The 20,379-nt window shown below is 45.0% G+C and carries 19 protein-coding genes; 7 read left to right on the forward strand and 12 right to left on the reverse strand.

Going from position 1 to position 20,379, the window contains the following annotated elements; genetic code table 11:
* Positions 1-45: 45 nt before the first annotated feature.
* The 4 genes from ACVBIK_RS03400 to ACVBIK_RS03415 all read right to left on the reverse strand — a co-directional run bounded on the left by ACVBIK_RS03400 (position 46) and on the right by ACVBIK_RS03415 (position 4,321).
* Positions 46-1,203 carry a M20 aminoacylase family protein gene (locus ACVBIK_RS03400; protein WP_447169107.1) on the reverse strand — a complete coding sequence of 386 codons (1,158 nt, stop codon included), beginning with the start codon at positions 1,201-1,203 and terminating at the stop codon, positions 46-48.
* Between the two features lie 82 nt (positions 1,204-1,285).
* On the reverse strand, positions 1,286-2,272 hold the full coding sequence (locus ACVBIK_RS03405) for a DMT family transporter (protein WP_447159038.1): 987 nt from the start codon (positions 2,270-2,272) through the stop codon (positions 1,286-1,288).
* Positions 2,273-2,311: 39 nt separating this feature from the next.
* Positions 2,312-3,091, reverse strand: coding sequence for a maleate cis-trans isomerase family protein (locus tag ACVBIK_RS03410; protein WP_447169108.1), 780 nt, complete (start codon positions 3,089-3,091; stop codon positions 2,312-2,314).
* Between the two features lie 63 nt (positions 3,092-3,154).
* Positions 3,155-4,321 carry a M24 family metallopeptidase gene (locus tag ACVBIK_RS03415; protein ID WP_447169109.1) on the reverse strand — a complete coding sequence of 389 codons (1,167 nt, stop codon included), beginning with the start codon at positions 4,319-4,321 and terminating at the stop codon, positions 3,155-3,157.
* Between the two features lie 340 nt (positions 4,322-4,661).
* Here ACVBIK_RS03415 and ACVBIK_RS03420 point away from each other — a divergent pair, with 340 nt between their 5' ends.
* The 4 genes from ACVBIK_RS03420 to ACVBIK_RS03435 all read left to right on the forward strand — a co-directional run bounded on the left by ACVBIK_RS03420 (position 4,662) and on the right by ACVBIK_RS03435 (position 8,607).
* Positions 4,662-5,342, forward strand: coding sequence for a helix-turn-helix transcriptional regulator (locus ACVBIK_RS03420; protein ID WP_447159040.1), 681 nt, complete (start codon positions 4,662-4,664; stop codon positions 5,340-5,342).
* A gap of 19 nt (positions 5,343-5,361) precedes the next feature.
* Positions 5,362-5,745 (forward strand): RidA family protein, encoded by a 384-nt coding sequence (locus tag ACVBIK_RS03425; protein ID WP_012157267.1) that lies wholly within the window; start codon positions 5,362-5,364, stop codon positions 5,743-5,745.
* An 84-nt stretch (positions 5,746-5,829) separates the two neighbouring features.
* The gene (locus tag ACVBIK_RS03430) at positions 5,830-7,008 is read left to right on the forward strand and encodes a diaminopropionate ammonia-lyase (protein ID WP_447169110.1); all 1,179 of its coding nucleotides are present in this window, start codon (positions 5,830-5,832) and stop codon (positions 7,006-7,008) included.
* 660 nt (positions 7,009-7,668) lie between these two features.
* Positions 7,669-8,607 (forward strand): YeiH family protein, encoded by a 939-nt coding sequence (locus tag ACVBIK_RS03435; RefSeq protein ID WP_447169111.1) that lies wholly within the window; start codon positions 7,669-7,671, stop codon positions 8,605-8,607.
* 378 nt (positions 8,608-8,985) lie between these two features.
* On the opposite strand, the gene ACVBIK_RS03440 is transcribed toward ACVBIK_RS03435, so the two are convergent.
* The 8 genes from ACVBIK_RS03440 to ACVBIK_RS03475 form a co-directional block, all read right to left on the reverse strand.
* Positions 8,986-9,705: a DJ-1/PfpI family protein gene (locus tag ACVBIK_RS03440; protein ID WP_447169112.1), complete on the reverse strand. Its 720-nt coding sequence runs from the start codon at positions 9,703-9,705 to the stop codon at positions 8,986-8,988.
* A 211-nt stretch (positions 9,706-9,916) separates the two neighbouring features.
* Entirely contained in the window at positions 9,917-11,101 is a 1,185-nt protein-coding gene (locus ACVBIK_RS03445) for an HD-GYP domain-containing protein (protein ID WP_447169113.1), read from the reverse strand.
* Between the two features lie 255 nt (positions 11,102-11,356).
* A complete protein-coding gene (locus tag ACVBIK_RS03450) occupies positions 11,357-11,572 on the reverse strand; it encodes a hypothetical protein (protein WP_447159045.1) in 216 nt (71 codons plus the stop codon).
* Between the two features lie 32 nt (positions 11,573-11,604).
* On the reverse strand, positions 11,605-12,366 hold the full coding sequence (locus tag ACVBIK_RS03455) for a DNA-binding protein (protein WP_447159046.1): 762 nt from the start codon (positions 12,364-12,366) through the stop codon (positions 11,605-11,607).
* Between the two features lie 51 nt (positions 12,367-12,417).
* Positions 12,418-12,963 (reverse strand): core component of ECF transporter, encoded by a 546-nt coding sequence (locus ACVBIK_RS03460; RefSeq protein ID WP_447159047.1) that lies wholly within the window; start codon positions 12,961-12,963, stop codon positions 12,418-12,420.
* Positions 12,960-13,640 (reverse strand): energy-coupling factor transporter transmembrane component T, encoded by a 681-nt coding sequence (locus ACVBIK_RS03465; protein WP_447169114.1) that lies wholly within the window; start codon positions 13,638-13,640, stop codon positions 12,960-12,962. Before ACVBIK_RS03465 ends, ACVBIK_RS03460 begins: the two co-directional genes overlap by 4 nt.
* Positions 13,630-15,075 carry an ATP-binding cassette domain-containing protein gene (locus tag ACVBIK_RS03470; protein WP_447169115.1) on the reverse strand — a complete coding sequence of 482 codons (1,446 nt, stop codon included), beginning with the start codon at positions 15,073-15,075 and terminating at the stop codon, positions 13,630-13,632. The genes ACVBIK_RS03465 and ACVBIK_RS03470 overlap by 11 nt, the downstream gene beginning before the upstream one ends.
* Positions 15,076-15,091: 16 nt before the next feature.
* Positions 15,092-17,041 (reverse strand): TonB-dependent receptor, encoded by a 1,950-nt coding sequence (locus tag ACVBIK_RS03475; protein WP_447169116.1) that lies wholly within the window; start codon positions 17,039-17,041, stop codon positions 15,092-15,094.
* A 460-nt stretch (positions 17,042-17,501) separates the two neighbouring features.
* Here ACVBIK_RS03475 and ACVBIK_RS03480 point away from each other — a divergent pair, with 460 nt between their 5' ends.
* The 3 genes from ACVBIK_RS03480 (at position 17,502) to ACVBIK_RS03490 (ending at position 20,314) form a co-directional block, all read left to right on the forward strand.
* Positions 17,502-18,860, forward strand: coding sequence for an isochorismate synthase (locus ACVBIK_RS03480; protein WP_447169117.1), 1,359 nt, complete (start codon positions 17,502-17,504; stop codon positions 18,858-18,860).
* A 214-nt stretch (positions 18,861-19,074) separates the two neighbouring features.
* Complete coding sequence (locus ACVBIK_RS03485) at positions 19,075-19,734, forward strand: 7-cyano-7-deazaguanine/7-aminomethyl-7-deazaguanine transporter (RefSeq protein WP_447169118.1); 660 nt, start codon at positions 19,075-19,077, stop codon at positions 19,732-19,734.
* Between the two features lie 121 nt (positions 19,735-19,855).
* On the forward strand, positions 19,856-20,314 hold the full coding sequence (locus ACVBIK_RS03490) for a GNAT family N-acetyltransferase (RefSeq protein ID WP_447159053.1): 459 nt from the start codon (positions 19,856-19,858) through the stop codon (positions 20,312-20,314).
* The last annotated feature ends 65 nt before the right edge of the window (positions 20,315-20,379 follow it).

The raw sequence follows: 20,379 nt of genomic DNA on the forward strand, positions 1-20,379 counted from the left end.
TCAAACTCAGTTAACTCATGTGCAAATTACTTAGCCAAACACTGTTCAAGCTTTATTTAAACACTGCTCTACAAGCGTCTGCCAGTATCTCAGACCAGATACCAAGATATTGTCGTTGAAGTCATAAGTTGGCTTGTGTAGCGCTACGCTACCACAACCACAACCTGCGCCGTTACCCACTAGGATGTAACAACCAGTTGCTTCACGTAGCATGAACGAAAAATCTTCACTGATAGTGAATGGCTGACAGCTGCCGTTAACTTTATCTTCGCCAACCACTGTTTCAGCCGCGCGAATCGCGAAAGCCGTTTCAGCTGGGGTGTTGATAGTCGATAAGAAACTGTTGTTAAACTTGTAAGTGTAATCAACGCCTGCAGACATACACTGACCAGCAACGACGCGTTCAAGTGCTTTTTCAATCTTGTTTAACGCGATATCAGTAAAGCTACGAGTATCACCCGTGATAGTCACTTTAGTTGGGATAACGTTAACCGTACCGTTAGTGGCAAACTCAGTGACCGAGATAACCGCAGTTTCATCAATCGCGCTTAGGTTACGCGATACGATCGTTTGGATTGCAGTGACGATTTGCGCGCCAACAACGATAGGGTCAGTGCCCATGTGTGGCATAGCCGCGTGGCCGCCAGTGGCTAGTACTTCGATTTCAAAGCTACTTTCACTTGCCATTACTGAGTGTGGGCACGTCACAAAGTGACCTGCTTCAATACCCGGTAGGTTGTGCATAGCGTAAACAGCGTCGATTTTCCAACGGGTGAATAGGCCGTCAGCGATCATCGCTTTAGCGCCTGTGCCGCGCTCTTCATCAGGTTGGAAGATGAAGTAAACCGTACCGTCGAAGTTTTTAGTTTGTGCTAGCTCGTGCGCTGCAGCAAGTAGCATTGCCGTGTGACCGTCATGGCCACAAGCGTGCATTGCGCCTTCATTTACTGATGCGTAATCAAAGGTATTTTCTTCATGAATATGCAATGCGTCCATGTCAGCACGTAGACCGATTGAACGGTCGCTATCGCCACACTTTAAAATACCTACAACGCCAGTGCCGCCGATGCCTGTGTGTACTTCAATGCCAAACTCTTCTAGTTTGCTTGCTACAAATGCTGCAGTCTCGTGCTCTTGGGTACCAAACTCTGGGTGCTGGTGAATGTGATGACGCCACTCGATAACTTTCTGTTCGATATTCATATTCTTTATCTCTTCTAACAAGCACCGGTGACTAGGTCACCGGTGATAAAAATGGTTTTTATTTGCTAACTGAATAACTCAGTTATTGGCTGCGGCAAGGCTTTGGCGCTAAAGGTAATTCAACTTCAACCTCTTCTGCTTTCACCTTGTTCTTGTTACCTAACTTCATGAAGGCAATCATTGAAGTGATAACCACTGCGATTGCGATTAAGCGCATCGGTGTTACCTGCTCACCTAGTGCAAATACCGCTAGAATGAATGAAGACAGTGGCATTAGGTTTAGCGCCATACCCGTACCGTCAACACCTACACGTTCCATACCGTAGATGTAAACTAGGTAGCTCATACCAGAGATACACACACCTAAGATAACGATACACATAATGCGTAGTGGCGAGCTAAATACATTCAATGCAGAGCTAAAGTCAGCGCCTACAACTAGCAGGTACAAACCAAAACCGAGTGCTGCGAATACAAACTGGTGGAACATAGTCGCAACTGAACCGTATTTCTCTGCTAGCTTGGCACGAGCGTAAGCCATTGTTGCAAAGCTTGCTGCTGAGCCGAAACAGATTAGGTGACCAATGTTGAAGCCTTGAGTCTCTGACTGTGGGTCCATCACTAGAATCGCCACACCTAGGAAAGCACCTAGCGCACACATGATTTGCATAACAGTGAAACGCTCACCGTGACGTAAGAAGCCAACACTTAAGATTAGGATTGGGATCAAACCTTGGATCACGCCGTTTTCAGAGGCGGTAATATAATCCAAAGATAGGAATGATAGGAAGCTGAAAGAACCTTGACCAATGATACCGCAACATGCAGCCCAGAAGATGTCCTTACGGTTTTCCCAGTTAAGTTTGAAATCGGCTTTCTTAGTCATCTTGCCAGTTGCAAGACCGATGTTGAAAATCAAACCTAGTGTAATAAATGCAACAGTGTAACGTAACCAAACAAGTACTTGAGGATCCATCACCTCAAGAATAGGCGTACCAACAATCCACGGAATACCCCAAAGTAGACCTACGAAAATAGCAGCCATCCAACCTTTTTGTGTATTAGTCATTATTATTTTTCCAACAATTTGTAATTGGTAGTCAACAGCTTAAGCTGTTTGATTATTAAGTAGCTTGCCGTAACCTGGGCATTGAGCCACGTTGCCGGTTAGGTGCATTGCATGCCAGAACATGGCAGAGTTGCTGCACACTACTGGGATGCCGAATTTCGCTTCGATCTCTTCAATATAATCAAGTACACGTAAGTTAGTGCATGACATAAATACTAATTCTGCGTCAGAATCTTTTAGCATCTGCTCAAGCGCTGCGAACATTGATTCTTTAGCGACTAGAGTGATGTCGGTATCGCGTTCGATACCAAGTGAACCTAGTGTTACTACGTCAAAATCTGCATCAGTTAACTGCTGGTACAGTGAGTAGTTAACGCTAGTTGGGTATGGAGAGAACACAGCAATCTTTTTCGCATTCAAGTGCTTGAATGAAGCTTTTGCTGCTGTCCATGGGTTAGTCGCTGGGATGTCACCACGGTTTTGAGTCAATAAATCTGCGACTTTTTCTTCACCGATAATGATTGAAGCTGATGTGCAGCCAAATGCCATCACATCCATAGGTAGACCTGTTGCGATCAAGTCAGACGCTTCAACGATTCCGCTAGCGATTTGATCAAGTGCTTCAGGGGTCATTTCGCTTGAGTAGTAGACGCGAGAGCTAAATACGCCTGCTTGTGTGCCGAGTAACTTAGCCCAGTCCATTTCTAAACTGTGGTCAGTGCTTAACTGCACTAAGCCGATGTGTACACGGTTAATTCTTGGTGCCTGCTTGTGTTCAAGCGGCTGTTCAAACGAGGTAAAGGCTTCAAAACTCATCATAATGAGATTCTCTTCAGTATGATTTCTCCAGCTCCCTTTGGAGAAATCATTGGCTATATTAAGTTATTTAATAATCAATAGTTCTGGTTCAGCGCGCTTGCTTAACCACTCTGCACCGTTCTCGGTGATCACGATGTTTTCTTCGTGAACCATAGACTTGCCTGGTGCGTAAACCATGCCTGGCTCTAGTGTCATCACCATGCCTGGTACTAATATCGTGTTGTCTGTTGCCGTGTTTGATGGACGCTCAGTTAGCTCGATACCTAGGCCGTGACCTAGACGACCTACGTCGTTACCTAGCGCGCCATTAGCTTCTAGTACTTTCCACATTGCGTTGTAGATATCTGAAGTGGTGTTACCTGGGCGTGCAGCTTCAAAGCCCATAGTGGTTGCTTCGTAAGTTGCGCGGTAAGCGGCTTTAGTTTGCTCACTTGCGTGGCCAAATGCCCAGTTACGGTCAAAATCAGAGAAGTAACCGTCACGTACTGCACCGGTGTCGATGATTAGCACGTCGCCATCTTCGATTACGCGGTCAGTTGGACCCATAATGATGCTGTCGTAACCGTCTTGGCCTGAACCTGCGATGATGTATGGACATTCATCAGCGCCTTCCATCAGCATGTCGATACCGAACTGCTTACAAATTTCACGCTCAGTCATACCGGCTTTGGCATAACCTGGGATTTTGTCGAAACCGACGTTAGTGATACGGCAGATTTCACGCACCTTTTCAATTTCAGTCACTGACTTAACTTGGCGAATGCCATGAATCGCTAGTGAAACGTCAACGAACTCTTTGCTTACTAAAGTGGTTAACTGTAAGTAGTTAGCAACAGGCATACGTAGGTGAGACTCAATACCTAGCGTGGCACCCACACGACCAAAACGTGAAGGTAAGCTGTTAAGCACGCTAGCTACAATGCTGATACCGTCGTCATCTGGACGTGGTGAAGCCCAAGTGCGGATGTCATCAACCCATGTACCTGCCATGCCGCTTGCACCGATTTCAGGAATAACGGCAATTGGCTTGCCTTCAGCAGGTAGGATTAGAAACCATGGACGAGTCGGGCTGTGCCAGAACTGAGTGTGGAAGCCTGAAAAGTAACGCACATTAGGCTCAGTAGTTAACAGAATCGCATCAACTTCTAGCTCACGCATCTTCTGCTGAGCTTTAGTTGCACGCATCTCAAATTCTGCTGTTGTAAATCCACGCTGTAATATGCTTTTCATTTTTATCTCCACATCCCACACAACTGGCCTATTTGCCAAAAGGTCACTAAAGTGACCGGAAACCTGTTTTAGTCAACTATCGTTAACTTGGTGCGCATCATACTGTTTGCAGAATTTAAAAATGTGACACATATCTCATAGTCAAAATCTGTTAACTCAAGATGCATCATCAAACTGAAATTTCATGACCAAAGTCAAATATTTTGAACCACAGTTAAATATTACTTGCGTAAAAGTCCTAAAAAACGTCCCATAGTTACATAAAGTTGATTCAAGGGTTGAATTGTTAACTCAAAAAGTTGACAATAACGGCATCTATAGTTCACAAAAGTAATCTGAAATGATCAAAGCGGCAGAACAGGCATTCAAAACAGAATTTACAGCTAGAGATCGTGCGCTACTGCAAAGCTATTTCCATCTAGCTGAAAGCATGGCCGATCTAATAGGGCCTCACTGCGAAGTCGTGATCCATTCTTTAGAAAGCTTTGAACAGTCAGTGGTGAAAATCGTTAATGGTCATCACACCGGTCGAAAAGTGGGCTCGCCGATAACAGATTTAGGCTTAAAGATGCTGCGCCAGTACGAACAAACCGGCGAGCTGACCCCTAAGAGTTACTTTAGTAATAACAAAGGTGGCGAGATGTTGAAGTCGAGCACCTGCATATTACAGGGTGAGAAAGGCAGACCGATTGGCATGTTTTGCGTCAATATGAACTTGTCGTATCCGTTCCCTGAGATTATTAAGACCCTGATGCCAGATACAAGCCAGCATCACAGTTTTGATATGACCGAAAACTTCAGCGCATCAGCTGGAGATGTGGTTGAGCAAGCGCTAAACCACGCGATTTCAGAAGTTGAAGCTGATACCAGCGTTAACCTGAAAGGTCGCAATAAAGCTATTACTAAGGTGTTGTTTGATAACGGCATCTTTGAATTAAAAGAAGCAACTAACATTGTTGCTAACCATTTAAGTATTACCAAACATGCGGTGTACAAGTACATCCGTGAATTTAAATCCTAATTATCGAGATAACAACGCTATGAAAACTGTAATCCATACTGAAAATGCTCCTGCTGCAATTGGTCCATACTCTCAAGCTCTTGCTTTCGACAAGTTAGTATTCACCTCAGGTCAGCTACCACTAGATCCTGTGACTATGGCTTTCGTTGAAGGCGGCGTTAAAGAGCAAGCTTACCAATCTCTAAAGAACCTTAAAGCGGTTCTAGAGCAAGCTGGCGCAGGTACTGACACCGTACTTAAAACAACTTGTTTCCTAGCTAACATGGAAGACTTCGCTGTTTTCAACGAAGTTTACACTGAAGTATTCGGTACTGAAGCAGCTCCTGCCCGTTCTTGTGTACAAGCTGCTCGTCTTCCAAAAGACGCGTTAGTTGAAGTTGAAGCAATCGCCTTCATCAAATAATTTAGTTTTAAAGTAAGCCCTGCTGTCCACTTACCTTTAGTGAGTGGACAAATGCCTCCTTGTTCATAATTTATAGTGGTTACCATGCTAAAGCTGACTCAAAATGATTTCTTTAACGGCGAGACTTCTGATCTTTTTACAGCTCAGATCGCTGAACAAACTCGTCAATTCCACCAGCAGATCGAAGCTTACCAACCGACTCCGCTTATCTCTCTAGAGCAGCTAGCGGCGCGTCTTGGTGTTAAAGCGATTCTGGTTAAAGACGAATCTTACCGTTTCGGTCTAAATGCTTTTAAAGTACTGGGTGGTTCTTACGCTTTAGGTAAGCAACTTGCTGAGCACTTAAATGTAGATATCAGTGAAATTGATATGAAAACCGTAGCAGCTAAGTTAAGCGAGCCATTGGTTTTCGCTACAGCAACTGCTGGTAATCACGGAACAGGTGTTGCCTGGGCTGCACGTGAAATGGGTCAAAAGGCTGTTGTTTACATGCCAAAAGGTTCATCTCAAGCAAGTGTGACTCGCATTAAGAATTTGGGTGCTGAGTGTATCGTTACTGACTGTAACTACGACGATACGGTACGTATTGCTAACCAGACTGCAACTGAAAATGGTTGGATGCTAGTGCAAGATACCGCTTGGGAAGGCTACGACAAGATCCCAACATGGATCTCGCAAGGCTATATGACTATGGCTGTTGAAGCGCAAGAGCAAGTTGAAGCTATGGGCCTTAAGCCGACTCACCTAATGCTACAAGCTGGTGTTGGCGCTATGGCTGGCGGCCTATTAGGTTACTTTGCTGACAAAGTTGGCGCGACTAACTTCAAGACGATTATTGCTGAGCCTGCAAAAGCAGATTGTATCTACAACTCAGGCATTAAAGGCGAAATGGTTGCAGTAACTGGCGAGCTAAACTCTATCATGGCAGGTCTTGCATGTGGCGAGCCTAACCCTGTGACTTGGCCAATCCTAAAGCAGTGCAGCAGCTTCTTCGCATCAGTTGAAGACGAAGTGACTGCAACAGGTATGCGCGTGCTTGGTAACCCACTAGCTGGCGATACTAAAGTGGTTAGCGGTGAGTCAGGCGCACTAACGCTAGGTCTACTTTACATGCTAGCAAGCCGAGAAGAGTACAGCGAGTACCGTACACAGCTTGGCCTAGACCAAGATGCGGTTATCATGCTGTTCAGCACTGAAGGCGACACTAACCCAGACCGTTACCGTCAAATCGTTTGGGAAGGCATGCACAGCACTGCTAAATAAATTCACTGAATTTAGATGACAAAAAGCCGCTTAACTGCGGCTTTTTTGTTATTAAAAGAAAGGACGGACTACGTCCTGATAGGTCCTAGGTTCTAGATCCTAGGGCGTTCGCAGGCTCACAGCGTAAAGATAGAGCGCTCACAAGCTCACTTCTAGAACGGTACTGCGTACCTACGAGGACGCCAACAAGTTGGCTGCTAGGAAAAGCATAAAAGCAGCCCAACAGAACCTCTTAGCTTTACCGTCTTAGCTTTACCGTCTTAGCTTTACCGTCTTAGCTTTACCGTCTTAGCTTTACCGTCTTAGCTTTACCTAGGACCTAGGACCTCGCACTTAGGATCTTTCTTTTCCTAGAACCTTTCTCGTCTTTCTGTAGGTCGGCATTTATGCCGACAAATTATTTATATAAACCAAGCTTGATGGGCTAAAGCCCAACCTACTAAAAAATATGCTTTTCCGTCTTAGCTTTTTTCCGTAAGCACAGCGTTCCGTCAGTGACGCAGTCACGTTCCCTAGGCTGCAGGCCGTCCGTCTTAGCTTTTCCTAAAACCTTCCAGACATTCAATTTTGCTGACTACAACCGTCAACACTATTTAATTTATTAAATCTTGTTCGAGCGTTATAATTATCAACCGATCTGCTATATACGACTGCCTTTTAATGACCAGCGAAACCCGCAACAAAACCCATTTAGCCATTTTTATTATTGTTGGTCTCATCTGCCTATTACCTATGGTTTCGTCTCCTGTGGCGCTAATTTTGGGCTTTACGCTTGCCAGCATAGGCTGGGCGCCGGATCAAATACATCTTGGCGCGCTGACCAAGAAGCTTCTGGCCTATTCGATTGTCGGTCTTGGATTTGGCATTCAGCTTGACGCCGCTGTTAGCATTAGCTTAGCCAATCTCCCCCTCATTTTGGGCTCGATTATATTCACGCTGATTTTAGGTTTTGCCTTAACGCGCCTACTCAAGCTAGATCATAAAACCGGCCACCTAATTGCCTCTGGCACCGCTATTTGTGGTGGCAGCGCCATTGCGGCCGTATCTCCCGCAATTAAAGCCAACAGCGAACAAACGGCTATTGCCTTAGCCACGGTATTTATTCTTAACTCGATTGCACTGTTTGTGTTTCCGGCCATCGGCCATGCTCTATCGATGAGCCAGCATGATTTTGGGGTTTGGAGCGCGATTGCTATTCACGATACGTCATCTGTCGTGGGAGCTGCTTCAGCTTATGGCAGTGAAGCCCTTACAACCGCTACGACGATTAAGCTGGCACGCGCACTGTGGATCATTCCAATCGCACTCATCAGTGCCATGTTGTTTAAAGGCGATAAAAATAAGATTGCTATCCCCTACTTTATTGGCTTTTACTGCTTAGCGATTGCGATTGCCCATTGGCTGCCGCAAGGCGAAGTCGTGTACGGGACAATATTTGAGGTATCAAAACGATTACTGGTAGTGTGTCTGTTCTTGATTGGTGCCGGTATTACGATTAAGAAAATGAAATCAACTGGTCCTAAGCCACTCATTTTAGGCGTGTTGTTATGGCTGGCGATAGGTAGCAGTTCACTGGCGTACATTTTACTGCTTAACTAACTCATTACTGATTAGTGCGCTGTACAATCGCGCGATATAACCATAAAGCAGTGCCCTTACAGGCGCTGCTTTTTATTGCGACGTCTTACTACCTTCTCTATTACGATCTCGAGCGCTATGACGCCAAACCAATAAGCCAAGCAAGCAACTAAACGCACCTAAATCTATTAAGGCGCGCGTTAAACCGCTGGTGAGTAAAGAGGCAGTAATTAACACTGCGCAACACAATAATATTAGCCAGTTATTCAATGTAATCTCCCCTCTTAGGCAGGCTAAATGAATGGCTATTATTGGTGCTTAGTACTGATCTCGCCAATATCCTTTATTACTAATAAATAGCAATAACTACTAAGGCTAGATGATTTACTTATAAATGACCTAAGCTAAGTCCGCGGCATAAGGGTCATTATTGGGGTCTTCAATCCAGTTATATTCGGTTAGTGTTTGGATACGCTTCGCCTCCTGCTCGCCATGCAGGTGCTTGACCCAAAACAGCGCCGCGTCTGTGCCTGCCGATACGCCCGATGAGGTTAAAAACTTACCATCAAACACCCAACGCGCTTTGGGCTGCCATTGTGGATTATCGTTTAGTGATGTCACCCATTGAAACGCCATTTTATTGGTGGTGGCTTTACGCCCGTTAAGCACAGAAGTCATTGCCAGCAATGCGGTACCCGTGCACACAGTAAACACGTTTTGACTACGGTCAATCTGCTTAATAAGCCATTGGCGCAGTGCTGTATCGCTAACTAATGTGCGAGTACCTAATCCACCAGGAATTAATAGCAGATCGCAGTCATAAATCTCTGTTGTTAAACAATCGGCAACCACACGCGGCCCCTGATAACTTTTGACGATCTCTTTGGTGGCCACCAGCTTTATCTCGGTATTGGGCATATGCCCAAGCATCTCAACTGGGCCGTGCAAGTCTAGGGTTTCGTAGTCATCAAACACCAGTGCCAGTATGCGGTATGTGCCCTTGGTGAACGGTGTGTTAGTAGCAGATAGCTGCAAGCTTGTTTTAGCCTGTAGCGTAGGCGTAATAACACTGCCGGCCATCATCAGCGAAGCCCCTTTTATAAACTGTCTACGTTGCATTATTTGTTCCCCATCAATCTCAATATTTTATGTAGGCTTAGTCTATAACCAGTGAAATTAATTCAATGCTTATTCAGCCGAAAAACAAATCGTTCACCAAAAATAGAGGCGGCTCAAACTTTAATTTCTTATTGAGATCTAAGAGATGTGAAATCGGCACAAAAAAGCGCCCAATTAAGGACGCTTGATGTTCGATAAACCCGACTTTTCACTAGTAGAATTGTGTCGGATCGATATCTAAACTGCTTGGCGATATGCCTTTTTCGATATGAAATGACGATCGAAGCAGATCGACAATCTCCACCTTGGTGTAGCATTTATGCTTCATAGAGTAGAAGCACTTCACTTTGGGGTGTAACGCGTCTCGTCCTTTAGATTCCCATACAATCCCAATGCGACCATCTGATAGCTGTACTAACGAACCTACCGGATAAACGCCGACACAGCGGATAAATTCATAAACAAGTTGTTGATCTAAGTGAAATGGCGTCAAACTCAATAAGATCTTAAATGCGGCTGCAGGGCTCATAGCTTCTTTATAACAACGGGTCGCTGTTAACGCATCGAAGATGTCGACAATACAGCTCATCCGCCCATGAACAGGGATCTCATTCCCCTTCAATCCCAGCGGGTAGCCTTTGCCATCGAGTTTTTCATGGTGCATCAAACTAATATCTTTACTGACTTGAGATAACCCTGTGGTCTGCTCCATAATTTCAACAGCATAAGTTTGATGCAGCTTAACGTGCTCATACTCTTCGGCAGTTAATTTACCCGGCTTGTTTAACACTTCACTATCGACCTTAATCTTGCCAATATCATGCAAAATTCCACCAACCGCCATTTGACGCAGCATGTCAGTATCGAAGTTTAGGTAACGGCCGAAAGTCACCAGCAAAAAGGCGACATTAATAGAATGCTCGAGCAGATAGGCGTCTTTGGAACGCAAGGCTGAGACACATTTGAGGGCATCGGCATCGAGCATCACCGACTCAATCATGCTATCTGCTAACTGTTCGAACGGCTCGACCTCGACTGCCTTGCCTTGAAATGTTTCAGATAGCACTTTTTGGATGAGATCTTTAGCCTCAACAATCAGCTCTTTTGCCTGCTTTTGAGTAGTGGCACGTTCAACACTGACTTTTTTTACCACTGGCTTAGGCGCAGCAGTCGGCCGCAGTAATCCCAAGTCTGGTGCTGAGCGCTCAGCATTAACCCATACATGGGTTACATGACTCTTATGCAGCCTTAAAATGGCTTCAGCACTGCGAATTTGCCCAGCGCTCGCAATATTAACTTGGCTGTTACTTTTGTCTATTGCTTCAACAAACATACCTACTTTCAACTTAGAAACAGGTATCTTTATTAAGTTATTTGATTCGAATGAATCACCCATTATCTCTTAGGTCCCCGGATGATTTAGCCATAAATACAGCAACTAATTAGTCACGGTATCCCTCACAGATCTCTGATGTTGTGACCCGGCTTACGCAGAGCCCATCTTGTTATTTCCTGTAAGAAGTTGGCTATTCTATTCTCTGAACTGTTAAATCACCATAGACAAAGTTAATTAATATTCACTAATGCACGACAAATACACACCAACTTGTAAGAAAAAACGATATTTCATTACTCATGCAAATATCAATGGCTATTCGGCGCGCCGCTTATGACATTGAAAACTCGTCGGCTGCCAGCGGCGATACATACAGTTGTAACAAGAGCGAGCAACATTATCAGTATGCTCATCTTCGTCATCACTGAGAAATATCTCACAACTGGCTGCGGCGGCGCGGGCTGGCAGATAATCTTCTACGCCAAACTTAAACTGCCATAAGCCATCTACTTGGGTAAACCACAGCACCATACTCCCTCCTATTATCCTAAACGGTATGAAAATTAGTAAGGCTTTAACTGCTGCTTAGTCGCATTTAACCACCGGCCAGTCTCAGCGCTAACGAGTAGCGCAAATTGATACTGAGTGAATACCGCCTTGATCTTACCTTTAAGAAACAGCTGTTGATCATCTGCTAGCTTCTCTCCATCAACGGAGATCACCGCCTGTAATCCTGTCAGTGCTAATACCTCTGCTACGCTCATCTGTACTTCATCTGACTCATCCGCAGCTTGTCCTAGCTTTAGCTGGCCTTTCACGCGACCATCTTGACCGCTGAGACGTAAGCCCAACCCCGCAAGTGCACCGATAACGCCTTGGCCTGTACCGCCATGCTCAGAGAGATCAATGCCTAGCGCTTCAGCCAAGGTGTAAGCCTGCGGTTTTGTCTTTACTTCTACTTTTGCCTGCTGACCAAAAGCGATCAGTTGCTCGATGTCATAGCGGGAGGCTAAATCTAAGATGGCTAAACCGGGATCCGATGCCGCTGCCGATTCTTGCTTTAAATGCGCAATACAGATGGCTTTAATCTCATTAAAGCTCAATGTTGTAGCAATCTGAAAGCACATGGCACTATTGTGCGATGTGTAAGGAATATCAGGATGCACAAACAGTTGATGACGTGTCACCAGTCGACTAACAGCAAGTGCATTGTCTTCGGTTGATGCTACCACAGCCAGTTTTGCCGCAATCTCTTCGGCAATTTCGCCCGTGCCCTTGGTACCGATATCATCAGTATCATCAATGCAGATCAGCCACTCTTTCATCTAAAACCCTTATTTATTGGTGCAGTTATTAATTGTCATTTTTAAACGGCGTTACTTATCATCAAGCTGATCTCTATGTAGCAGATCGTGGGCATGCAGCCGCCTTAATACTGTGGGCACTAATAGCGCTGCCGCGATAGCAAATGCACCACCTTGTATAAAACTGAGTCCAAATTGAGCCAACGCAACTTGGCCGCTCATTCCTGCAAGCAAATTACCAACCCAACTTTTACCCGCCCAGGCTAAACAACCCACTAGCGCTAAAATAATGCTCTGCCAACGCACGCTAAACAGCCCCGCCATCATGAGTAACATCAGATCCATTGCCAATGCTGGCAGGCCAAATTTAAGCAATATCAACGGCCCTCCTTTGCCCACGCTTAACATCATGGCCACTAAGCCAGCGAGAAAACCACAAGCGGTAATGCAACCCACTCGGCCCACAGCGCCATAGCAAACCAAGTAAAAGAAGGTCATTAAGAACATAGAGTGCCCGCTCAATCCTAGCTTGAGGCGTAACATGCTTTTTAATACCACCAGCAAGGTGGCACAAAACCCAATAAATAGGGCATCTTGTAGATCAAATGGAGATTTCATTTATCCTCTCTTGTTGCAGGCCAATGTGTTGGCTGATTAACTTTACCGAAATGGCGTAATTTGGCTGCTTGTGCCATCTGCTTTGATAGCTTTAATAATTGGATCAGTACCGGGAGCACCACACAATAGATGAGCTCTGGCCAGTTTTTAGGGTTCCTCAGTGCCTTAGGGGTAATGTTTGCTCCTCGTAAGCACTGAATGGCGTATATTTCTTTGGTTTCTTGCAGCATATAGGGCAACAAACCAATGGAAGCGGCGATGACAAAAGCCCATTTAGCGGGGAGCCCCCAACTCAACACCTCACCAAGGCGCTCCGGGCTCTGAGTACTCGATAGCCACCAGCCTGGTAACATGGCCAGGAATACTCGCAGCACCACAATCACCCCCTCTAGCAGTTGCGCTTCGCCATGTAGTAAATAATAGAGCGGTAACGTTAATGCCAACTGCACGAGACCGAGTCTCAGTAAGGCGATGATCTTGTTCTTAAGATATAAACCATGAGCAACCAGTATTAGATCCACCAGCACTAGCCAAATGAGCCCAGTGTTGGGAAGAAAAAAAGCGCTACTCGATAAGACTAAGCTCAGTACTAACGCCAGCGCGCAGTATTGAGTCGCACTCAAACTCAAGCCTGAATGCTTATTGGCGCGCCGTCCTATGCGGTGCTTAGCCCACATTACGCGACTCTATTTGTTCTGCGCCATCAACCAGCTTGCCAGAGCCTATCAACCAGTAGCGATCAACCTCGAAAGCGGGGATCGCACGATGACTCGTAAGCAAGATCCCGCAGCCTTGCTTACTCAATTGCTGTAGTAAGTTCACCACCTTGTCGACATAGCGCTTATCAAGCCCGGCAAATGGATCATCAAGCAGTAAAATCTTAGGCTGCAAACAAACCAAAGAAGCCAGAGCGATAAGATGCTGCTGACCATAGGACAATTTATGCGGTGAGCACTTAGCCAGATGAGTTAAGCCCAAGGTGTCTAACATCTGCTCTGCACGCACTAAGGGGAGCTTGAAACGCTTTAAGCTAAATTGCAGCTCAGCGAGGACATTTTGCTCAAATAACTGACGATTTGGCCGTTGCATCAATAAACCTAAGTTAGCGCCATAAATCCCCAATTGCGGCCGCTTGCCCAGCACAGTAATAGGAAAGTTAGGGATATTGGCCTGAATACCTGCCAAGGTTTTAAGCAAACTGCTTTTACCTGCGCCGTTATCACCGACTAAGGCAATGACCTCACCACTAAACAGTGACAAGCTCTGCTGGCAGTCAAACAGACAATCTTGATCGATGAATCGAAAGTGATGTGGTTGTATTTTGATGAGGCATTCGCAGCTCTCAGGTTTAAAACCAGACTTGATACCAATGACAGCGTCTTTATCCGATCCCGAGGCTAGCTTAAAAGCACTCTCTTGCCCGTCACCTGATACGCCTTTGCCTGTAGCGGTTTTCTCTGTGCAGCTCCTTGCAGCGGTTAACACTCCCTCTTTCAGCACGCCATCTTCTAAGTGCCATAGGTAGTTAACTATGCCAGCAAAAGCACTAGGGTTATGCTCAACCATGACAATTGCAACGCCCTCATCTAACAGGGACTCGAGAACACTGTGCAATTCACGTACGCCACCGTCATCGAGCTGCGCCCAAGGTTCATCAAGCAGTAATAAAGAGGGCTTAAACACCAGCTGCGCTGCCATCATAAGCCGATATTTCTGCCCTAATGACAACACCTCTACAGGCGTATCTAAACTGATGTAAAGCCCTACTCGCCTTAGTGATTGCTGAACTTTTTCAACCATCTGCTCGGCATCAACACCGAGGTTTTCTAACGCAAAAGCGATTTCTGCTCCGGCACTTTTACGCAGAATTTGTACATTGGGATCTTGCATGACTAAGCCGACCAGCAATGAGGGGGCACGGTACACCTCCCCACCATGGGGTCGAGTCAGCTCTGAAGCCATCAAGTGCAGTAAGCTTGATTTTCCGCATCCTGTCGGGCCGTTAATACAGTGGCATTCCCCACGATTAACCACCAAATTGAGATCATCCAAGATCTCACTTTGGTGCGAGCCATAGCCAAATTGAATCCCTTCTAGCGCTATGAGTTTCATACTTTCCCCCGAAAACCTAGATCTGCCAGTTTATGCCGACGAATACCTGACGACCCGCTTGTGGCATAAAGTCGCTTTGATAATAAAGCTCATCAAATAAGTTCGTTGCTCGAACATATAACTCTAAATTTTCATGCCAAATATTTTGGCTCAAACTTAGATCAACTAAGGTGTAATTATCTAATTGAACACCTTTGCCGTTGACTTGATCTATGATGCGCTCAGCATCTAAACGCGTCGTTAAACCAAAGGAGAAGTCATAACTCGCTTGTAAGCGAAGGTTGTGAGTTGGGCGGTATTGCAAACGCTCATTGGTAGCACGGTCTTCTGTATCTATGTAGCTATAGGCGAACGTTAATCCCAGATCATCGAAATATTGGTTAGTCATCTGTAGATCAACACCCATAAAGCGGTAGTCGCCTATATTTTGTTCTTGACCAAGATCATCTTTAGCAATGTAATCATTGGCATCAGTAACATAGCTACTAATGTCTAATTGGCTATCAAAAGGTAAAGATTGTTGTAGACCAAGTTCAAACTGGTGAGCTACCTCAGCCTTAAGATCCACATTACCGCTAGTAGCCGCATATAAATCACTAATTGATGGGTAACGTACTTTTTGTGCGATACCGGTATGAATACGGCTTGAATCTGTTACTTGATAAAATGCTGACGCTTGTGCTGAAAAGTCTGTTTCACTATTAATATCGCGATCATAATTATGTACAGCTGCGCCTAAGCTGTAACCATATTTACCGTCATCTTGATATTGATACTCAGCAGCGCCGGTATAAATAACAATGCTTTCGTCAATATCGCTTTGGCCAGCTTGCCCGCCACCAGTGCCGTTGCCACCACTTTTAACGCTAACACTGCGCAATTTGTTGGTATAAGAGAACCAATCTTGCTTTTCTACAATCACTGACGTCGTTAATACCGCGCCATAATCAAATTCATTGATAAACTGTATGTTGGTACCACTGACTTTCGAGGTACTGTCCACAATACTGTTTACATTATTCATTCTATGGTTATAAAATTTTTCAACCATATCTGTTTGATTATAATAAACAAAGCCACGTAGAGTCTGAGCATTGTTTATTTCATGCGCCGCACCTAACTGCATGCTTTGCTCGTTATAATCTTCAACTCTTGATGGCGGTTTCTTACGATCTACTGTGGGTGATAGTCCCCATTTACCATCACGTTGGCTGTAGTTAGCCATCAGTTTGGTTGAATCATTGATGAAATAACTACCTTGAGCATAATAGTTAGTTAGTTTTCTATCAGAGTTAAAACGTACGTCACCGGTTTGATTTCTAGTATCTTCAAAATCATCTGCCATTGGTGTGCCATCTGTTTCTTGATGAGTCACACTCATAATGCCTTGCCAGTTATCGCCGCTACCCGCTGCACTTAAGTCGCCATTAAAGGTATTGTCATGCGCAGCCTCTAAACGACCAGAAAGAGCCGGCGCATTATCACCTTGCTTGGTAATAATGTTGATGACACCGGCACTTCCGCCAGGCCCGTACAGCACCGAGGTAGGGCCAACCGAAACTTCAACCCGGGCGATTTGATTGGTTGGAATAACAGTGGGATCAAACTGACCATCTTCAGTGCTACTTGCAGGTACACCGTTAATTAAGAACGTAATATGGCGAGTTTTCAAACCGCGAATATCAACTCTTGGAATGCCTGCAGCCCCTGTTCTTACATAGATACCTGGTACATTTTGAAGTACTTGATCTAAGCTTTGCGCGCCTGATGCCTTAATCTCGTCAGCATCGATGCTCCAGTGAGTAGTGGCCGCTTCAGTCACAGAAGCACGTTCACCATGCACCACGATAACGTCTGTTACATCTAAAATAGGGCTTCGCTCGAGCTCATCAGCTTGAACTTGATAAGCTAAGCTCATCGCCAATGCTAATGTGGATACTTTCAGCACTTTTTGTTTCATTTTCATCTAGTTTCATCATCCTAACGATCTGTTTTTCGCTATTCTCAAAAAGCTGCGCCTATCTCTCAAGTAAATAAAATCATAAAACAAACTTAGATCGACTAATTTGAACTTTAAGGTAAGAATGGAAACTCAATGACGGACAAATTGACCCATACTTTGTGTGCAAAGGACAAAAGGGGGCACGAATGTCACAGATTAAAAAACGCACACTGGGTATCGGTAATGGCTAAGTGGCTATAACTAAGGTTATTACTAAAGAATAAGGAAATGATTTCGGTTAAATCTAAACCATGCTGATAAAATAGTCAGTGGAAGCTCACACAGGTAGAGTAATCGACTTGACACTGCATGCTCAGACTATTAGTTTGTGGTAAAGATTCTTATTACCAATGTGCGATGGGTGTATCCCAATTAGAGGCAGCTCCTCTAAGCAAGCCCTAATGATATTTGTTTGGAGTACTTATTGACCATCCCCTTGCTGCCTCAAGCTATTAAGTCTTTAACCGACAAAATCAAATCCTTTACTCTTCAACCAAACAGCGACCCGATTGTGCAGCTGTCTGTGGTGGTTTCGCCGATCCCGGTGATTGCCTGGCTGGCAGCGCAAACCACTTACCCTAGAGTGTATTGGAAAGGCCGTGATACCCAGGAAGAAGTTGCAGCCATTGGCTGTTGCAAAGATTTTTTCTTTGGCGATGACGTTGATGATAGTGAGCTCTCTGCTGAGTATCAAAAACAGCGGTCCCTTACCAACAATCAAGACATACGCTATTACGGTGGCGTGGCTTTTGATCGCCGCAATGAAAGCTGGCCTGAGTTTGGTAAAGCACATTTTATTCTGCCGCGCATCGAGCTTCGCCGCAGTGGTAACGAATTCAAACTATTAGTTAACCTCAATTTTACCGAGCAAGCTTTCGCTCAAGAAATTGATGATGCGCTACAGTCATTGCAAGCATTAGATGCACCTAAACCATTAGCACCACCTAACAAAGTGGCACTGATGAGCCGTAGCGATCGCCCTGATAAGTATCGTTGGAACGAATTGGTTAATCGTGTCACCCATCCTAAATTTATTGAAGACACCCCTAAAGTGGTTTTGTCTCGACTGACTCAACTTGAGATCAATGAAGTCGTTGACCCTTGGATGTTACTGGCCTGCTGGCAAGGACGTAATCCAACCAGTTTTCAGTTTGGCTTTCAGTTTAGCCCAGACAGTACTTTTATCTCTTGCACCCCTGAGCGCTTATATCGCCGTCGTCAACGTGAACTATTTACCGAGGCGCTAGCGGGCACGACTGTGCGCGGGCTAAACCAAGAAGAAGACAAAGAACTGGCGCAGGCGTTACTGGATGACACTAAAAATAGCCACGAAAACCAACTTGTTAGACAGCATATCGTTAATGTTCTTAACCCACTCAGTAATTATGTCGGCGCTGATGAAACACCAACGGTATTCAAACTAAGCCACATTCAGCATCTGCACCGCTCTATTCGTGCCGAGCTAAAGCCCGGTGTGAATGACTTTCAGCTGATCCAGGCGCTGCATCCAACACCTGCCGTAGGCGGCTTGCCTAAAGAGTCGGCGATGAACTTTATTCGTCAGCAAGAAGGCTACGTTAGAGGCTGGTATGCGGGAGCATGTGGGTATTTTAATAAGCATGAAAGCGAATTTTCCGTGGCAATACGCAGTGCACTGATTGAACCAGGCCGCATCAATTTATTTGCTGGCGCTGGTATTGTTGCGGGCTCAGAAGCCGATAAAGAGTGGACCGAGCTTGAGAACAAACTCACTACGATTTTATCGATATTGACTGAGTTGTAACGCTTAATCCCTATTGCTAATCATACTCAGCACGCAGAAATTATGCTGCTGCTGAGATTTACGCTTGCTCAAATAAAAAACTGCTCTATAATTTGCGCCCCCTATATTCAGTAGGGGACGAACCACTCTGTTTAACCAAAAATTGTAAAATTATAGCGATGTTCGCTATTGCGGGTTCCCTAACCCCGCCCGATTTATTTAAAAAGGCCACAAGATGTTGATGTTACCCCCTGCACAGGTTCGCCGTGCATTACTGCTATTAGCAGGCTTTCATATTGTTATTATTTGTGCGAGTAACTACCTTGTACAACTTCCCTTTCAGATATTTGGCTTCCATACCACATGGGGTGCATTTAGCTTTCCCTTTGTCTATTTAGCTACCGATCTAACGGTTCGAATATTCGGCCAGCAAGCGGCAAGAAAAATTATCTTCCTCGCCATGGTACCTGCACTGATCATCTCTTATTTGATGGGCGTGGTGTTCCACCAAGGTAGCTTCCAAGGCGCTGAAGCACTACTTGAGTTCAACAGTTTTGTGTTCCGAATCGCTTTTGCAAGCTTCGCGGCCTATCTGGTTGGGCAGCTGATGGATATTTTTGTTTTTGCCAAGCTCAGAGAGACCAAGTCTTGGTGGGTTGCACCTTCAGCATCTACCATAGTCGGCAACCTGATAGACACTATCGTGTTCTTCGGCCTAGCCTTCTACGCTTCAACTGACGAGTTTATGGCAACACACTGGCCAGAAATCGCCACTGTGGATTACGGATTTAAGCTAATTGTTAGTTTAGGCCTGTTCTTGCCCGTATACGGTCTGTTATTAAAGTTCTTACAAGATAAGATCTTACAAGATTCGGCTCGCAAAACCGCCAGCTAACGGCAGTTAACGCTTAACAACAACTGGACTGACCTGTTATAATTTCGCCAATTCGTTCACCTTTCAGCCAATGGTTTGGTTGTATTACAGGGTGAACTGGCGAAGTTATTGAGAGTTAGAAATGTACACCATTGAAATTGAAGCCGTAACTGAGTTTACGCCTGAAGTGCTTGAGCTGATCCAGACTGTCTATTCTGCCATTCCTGAATTTGAACAAGGTTACGCTAGCCAAGAGATCAGCCAGCGCCTGCTTGCTGGCCCTGCGTTATTGCTTGTTGCTAAAGTCGAAGGTGAAATTGCCGGTTTTAAACTTGGCTACCAAACTGAAGACCAGGTATTTTACAGCTGGCTAGGTGGAGTAACACCTGATTTTCGTGGTCTAGGTTTAGCTAAGAGCTTACTTGAGTATCAAGAACGCTGGGCGACTGAGCAAGGCTATCAACGTATCGACGTTAAAACCCGTAACTGCTTCCCTAGCATGCTAAACATGCTGATCAGTAATCAATATCAGATCACCGCTATGGTTAGCGATGCTCAAAATCACAGCCAGAATAAGCTGCACTTACAAAAGCATTTTTAATACTGCTGGGTATAACTGTTAGTGAAATAAGTGAGTAAATTGGCTAAAAGTGCGTAATAAAACTT

Source organism: Shewanella sp. 125m-1 (genome assembly GCF_052977065.1).

Coding starts and splice junctions, on each gene's coding strand:
- ACVBIK_RS03400 (WP_447169107.1), bottom strand. CDS start 1,203: ATGAATATCGAACAGAAAGTTATCGAGTGGCGTCATCACATTCACCAG.
- ACVBIK_RS03405 (WP_447159038.1), bottom strand. CDS start 2,272: ATGACTAATACACAAAAAGGTTGGATGGCTGCTATTTTCGTAGGTCTA.
- ACVBIK_RS03410 (WP_447169108.1), bottom strand. CDS start 3,091: ATGATGAGTTTTGAAGCCTTTACCTCGTTTGAACAGCCGCTTGAACAC.
- ACVBIK_RS03415 (WP_447169109.1), bottom strand. CDS start 4,321: ATGAAAAGCATATTACAGCGTGGATTTACAACAGCAGAATTTGAGATG.
- ACVBIK_RS03420 (WP_447159040.1), top strand. CDS start 4,662: ATGATCAAAGCGGCAGAACAGGCATTCAAAACAGAATTTACAGCTAGA.
- ACVBIK_RS03425 (WP_012157267.1), top strand. CDS start 5,362: ATGAAAACTGTAATCCATACTGAAAATGCTCCTGCTGCAATTGGTCCA.
- ACVBIK_RS03430 (WP_447169110.1), top strand. CDS start 5,830: ATGCTAAAGCTGACTCAAAATGATTTCTTTAACGGCGAGACTTCTGAT.
- ACVBIK_RS03435 (WP_447169111.1), top strand. CDS start 7,669: ATGACCAGCGAAACCCGCAACAAAACCCATTTAGCCATTTTTATTATT.
- ACVBIK_RS03440 (WP_447169112.1), bottom strand. CDS start 9,705: ATGCAACGTAGACAGTTTATAAAAGGGGCTTCGCTGATGATGGCCGGC.
- ACVBIK_RS03445 (WP_447169113.1), bottom strand. CDS start 11,101: ATGGGTGATTCATTCGAATCAAATAACTTAATAAAGATACCTGTTTCT.
- ACVBIK_RS03450 (WP_447159045.1), bottom strand. CDS start 11,572: ATGGTGCTGTGGTTTACCCAAGTAGATGGCTTATGGCAGTTTAAGTTT.
- ACVBIK_RS03455 (WP_447159046.1), bottom strand. CDS start 12,366: ATGAAAGAGTGGCTGATCTGCATTGATGATACTGATGATATCGGTACC.
- ACVBIK_RS03460 (WP_447159047.1), bottom strand. CDS start 12,963: ATGAAATCTCCATTTGATCTACAAGATGCCCTATTTATTGGGTTTTGT.
- ACVBIK_RS03465 (WP_447169114.1), bottom strand. CDS start 13,640: ATGTGGGCTAAGCACCGCATAGGACGGCGCGCCAATAAGCATTCAGGC.
- ACVBIK_RS03470 (WP_447169115.1), bottom strand. CDS start 15,075: ATGAAACTCATAGCGCTAGAAGGGATTCAATTTGGCTATGGCTCGCAC.
- ACVBIK_RS03475 (WP_447169116.1), bottom strand. CDS start 17,041: ATGAAAATGAAACAAAAAGTGCTGAAAGTATCCACATTAGCATTGGCG.
- ACVBIK_RS03485 (WP_447169118.1), top strand. CDS start 19,075: ATGTTGATGTTACCCCCTGCACAGGTTCGCCGTGCATTACTGCTATTA.
- ACVBIK_RS03490 (WP_447159053.1), top strand. CDS start 19,856: ATGTACACCATTGAAATTGAAGCCGTAACTGAGTTTACGCCTGAAGTG.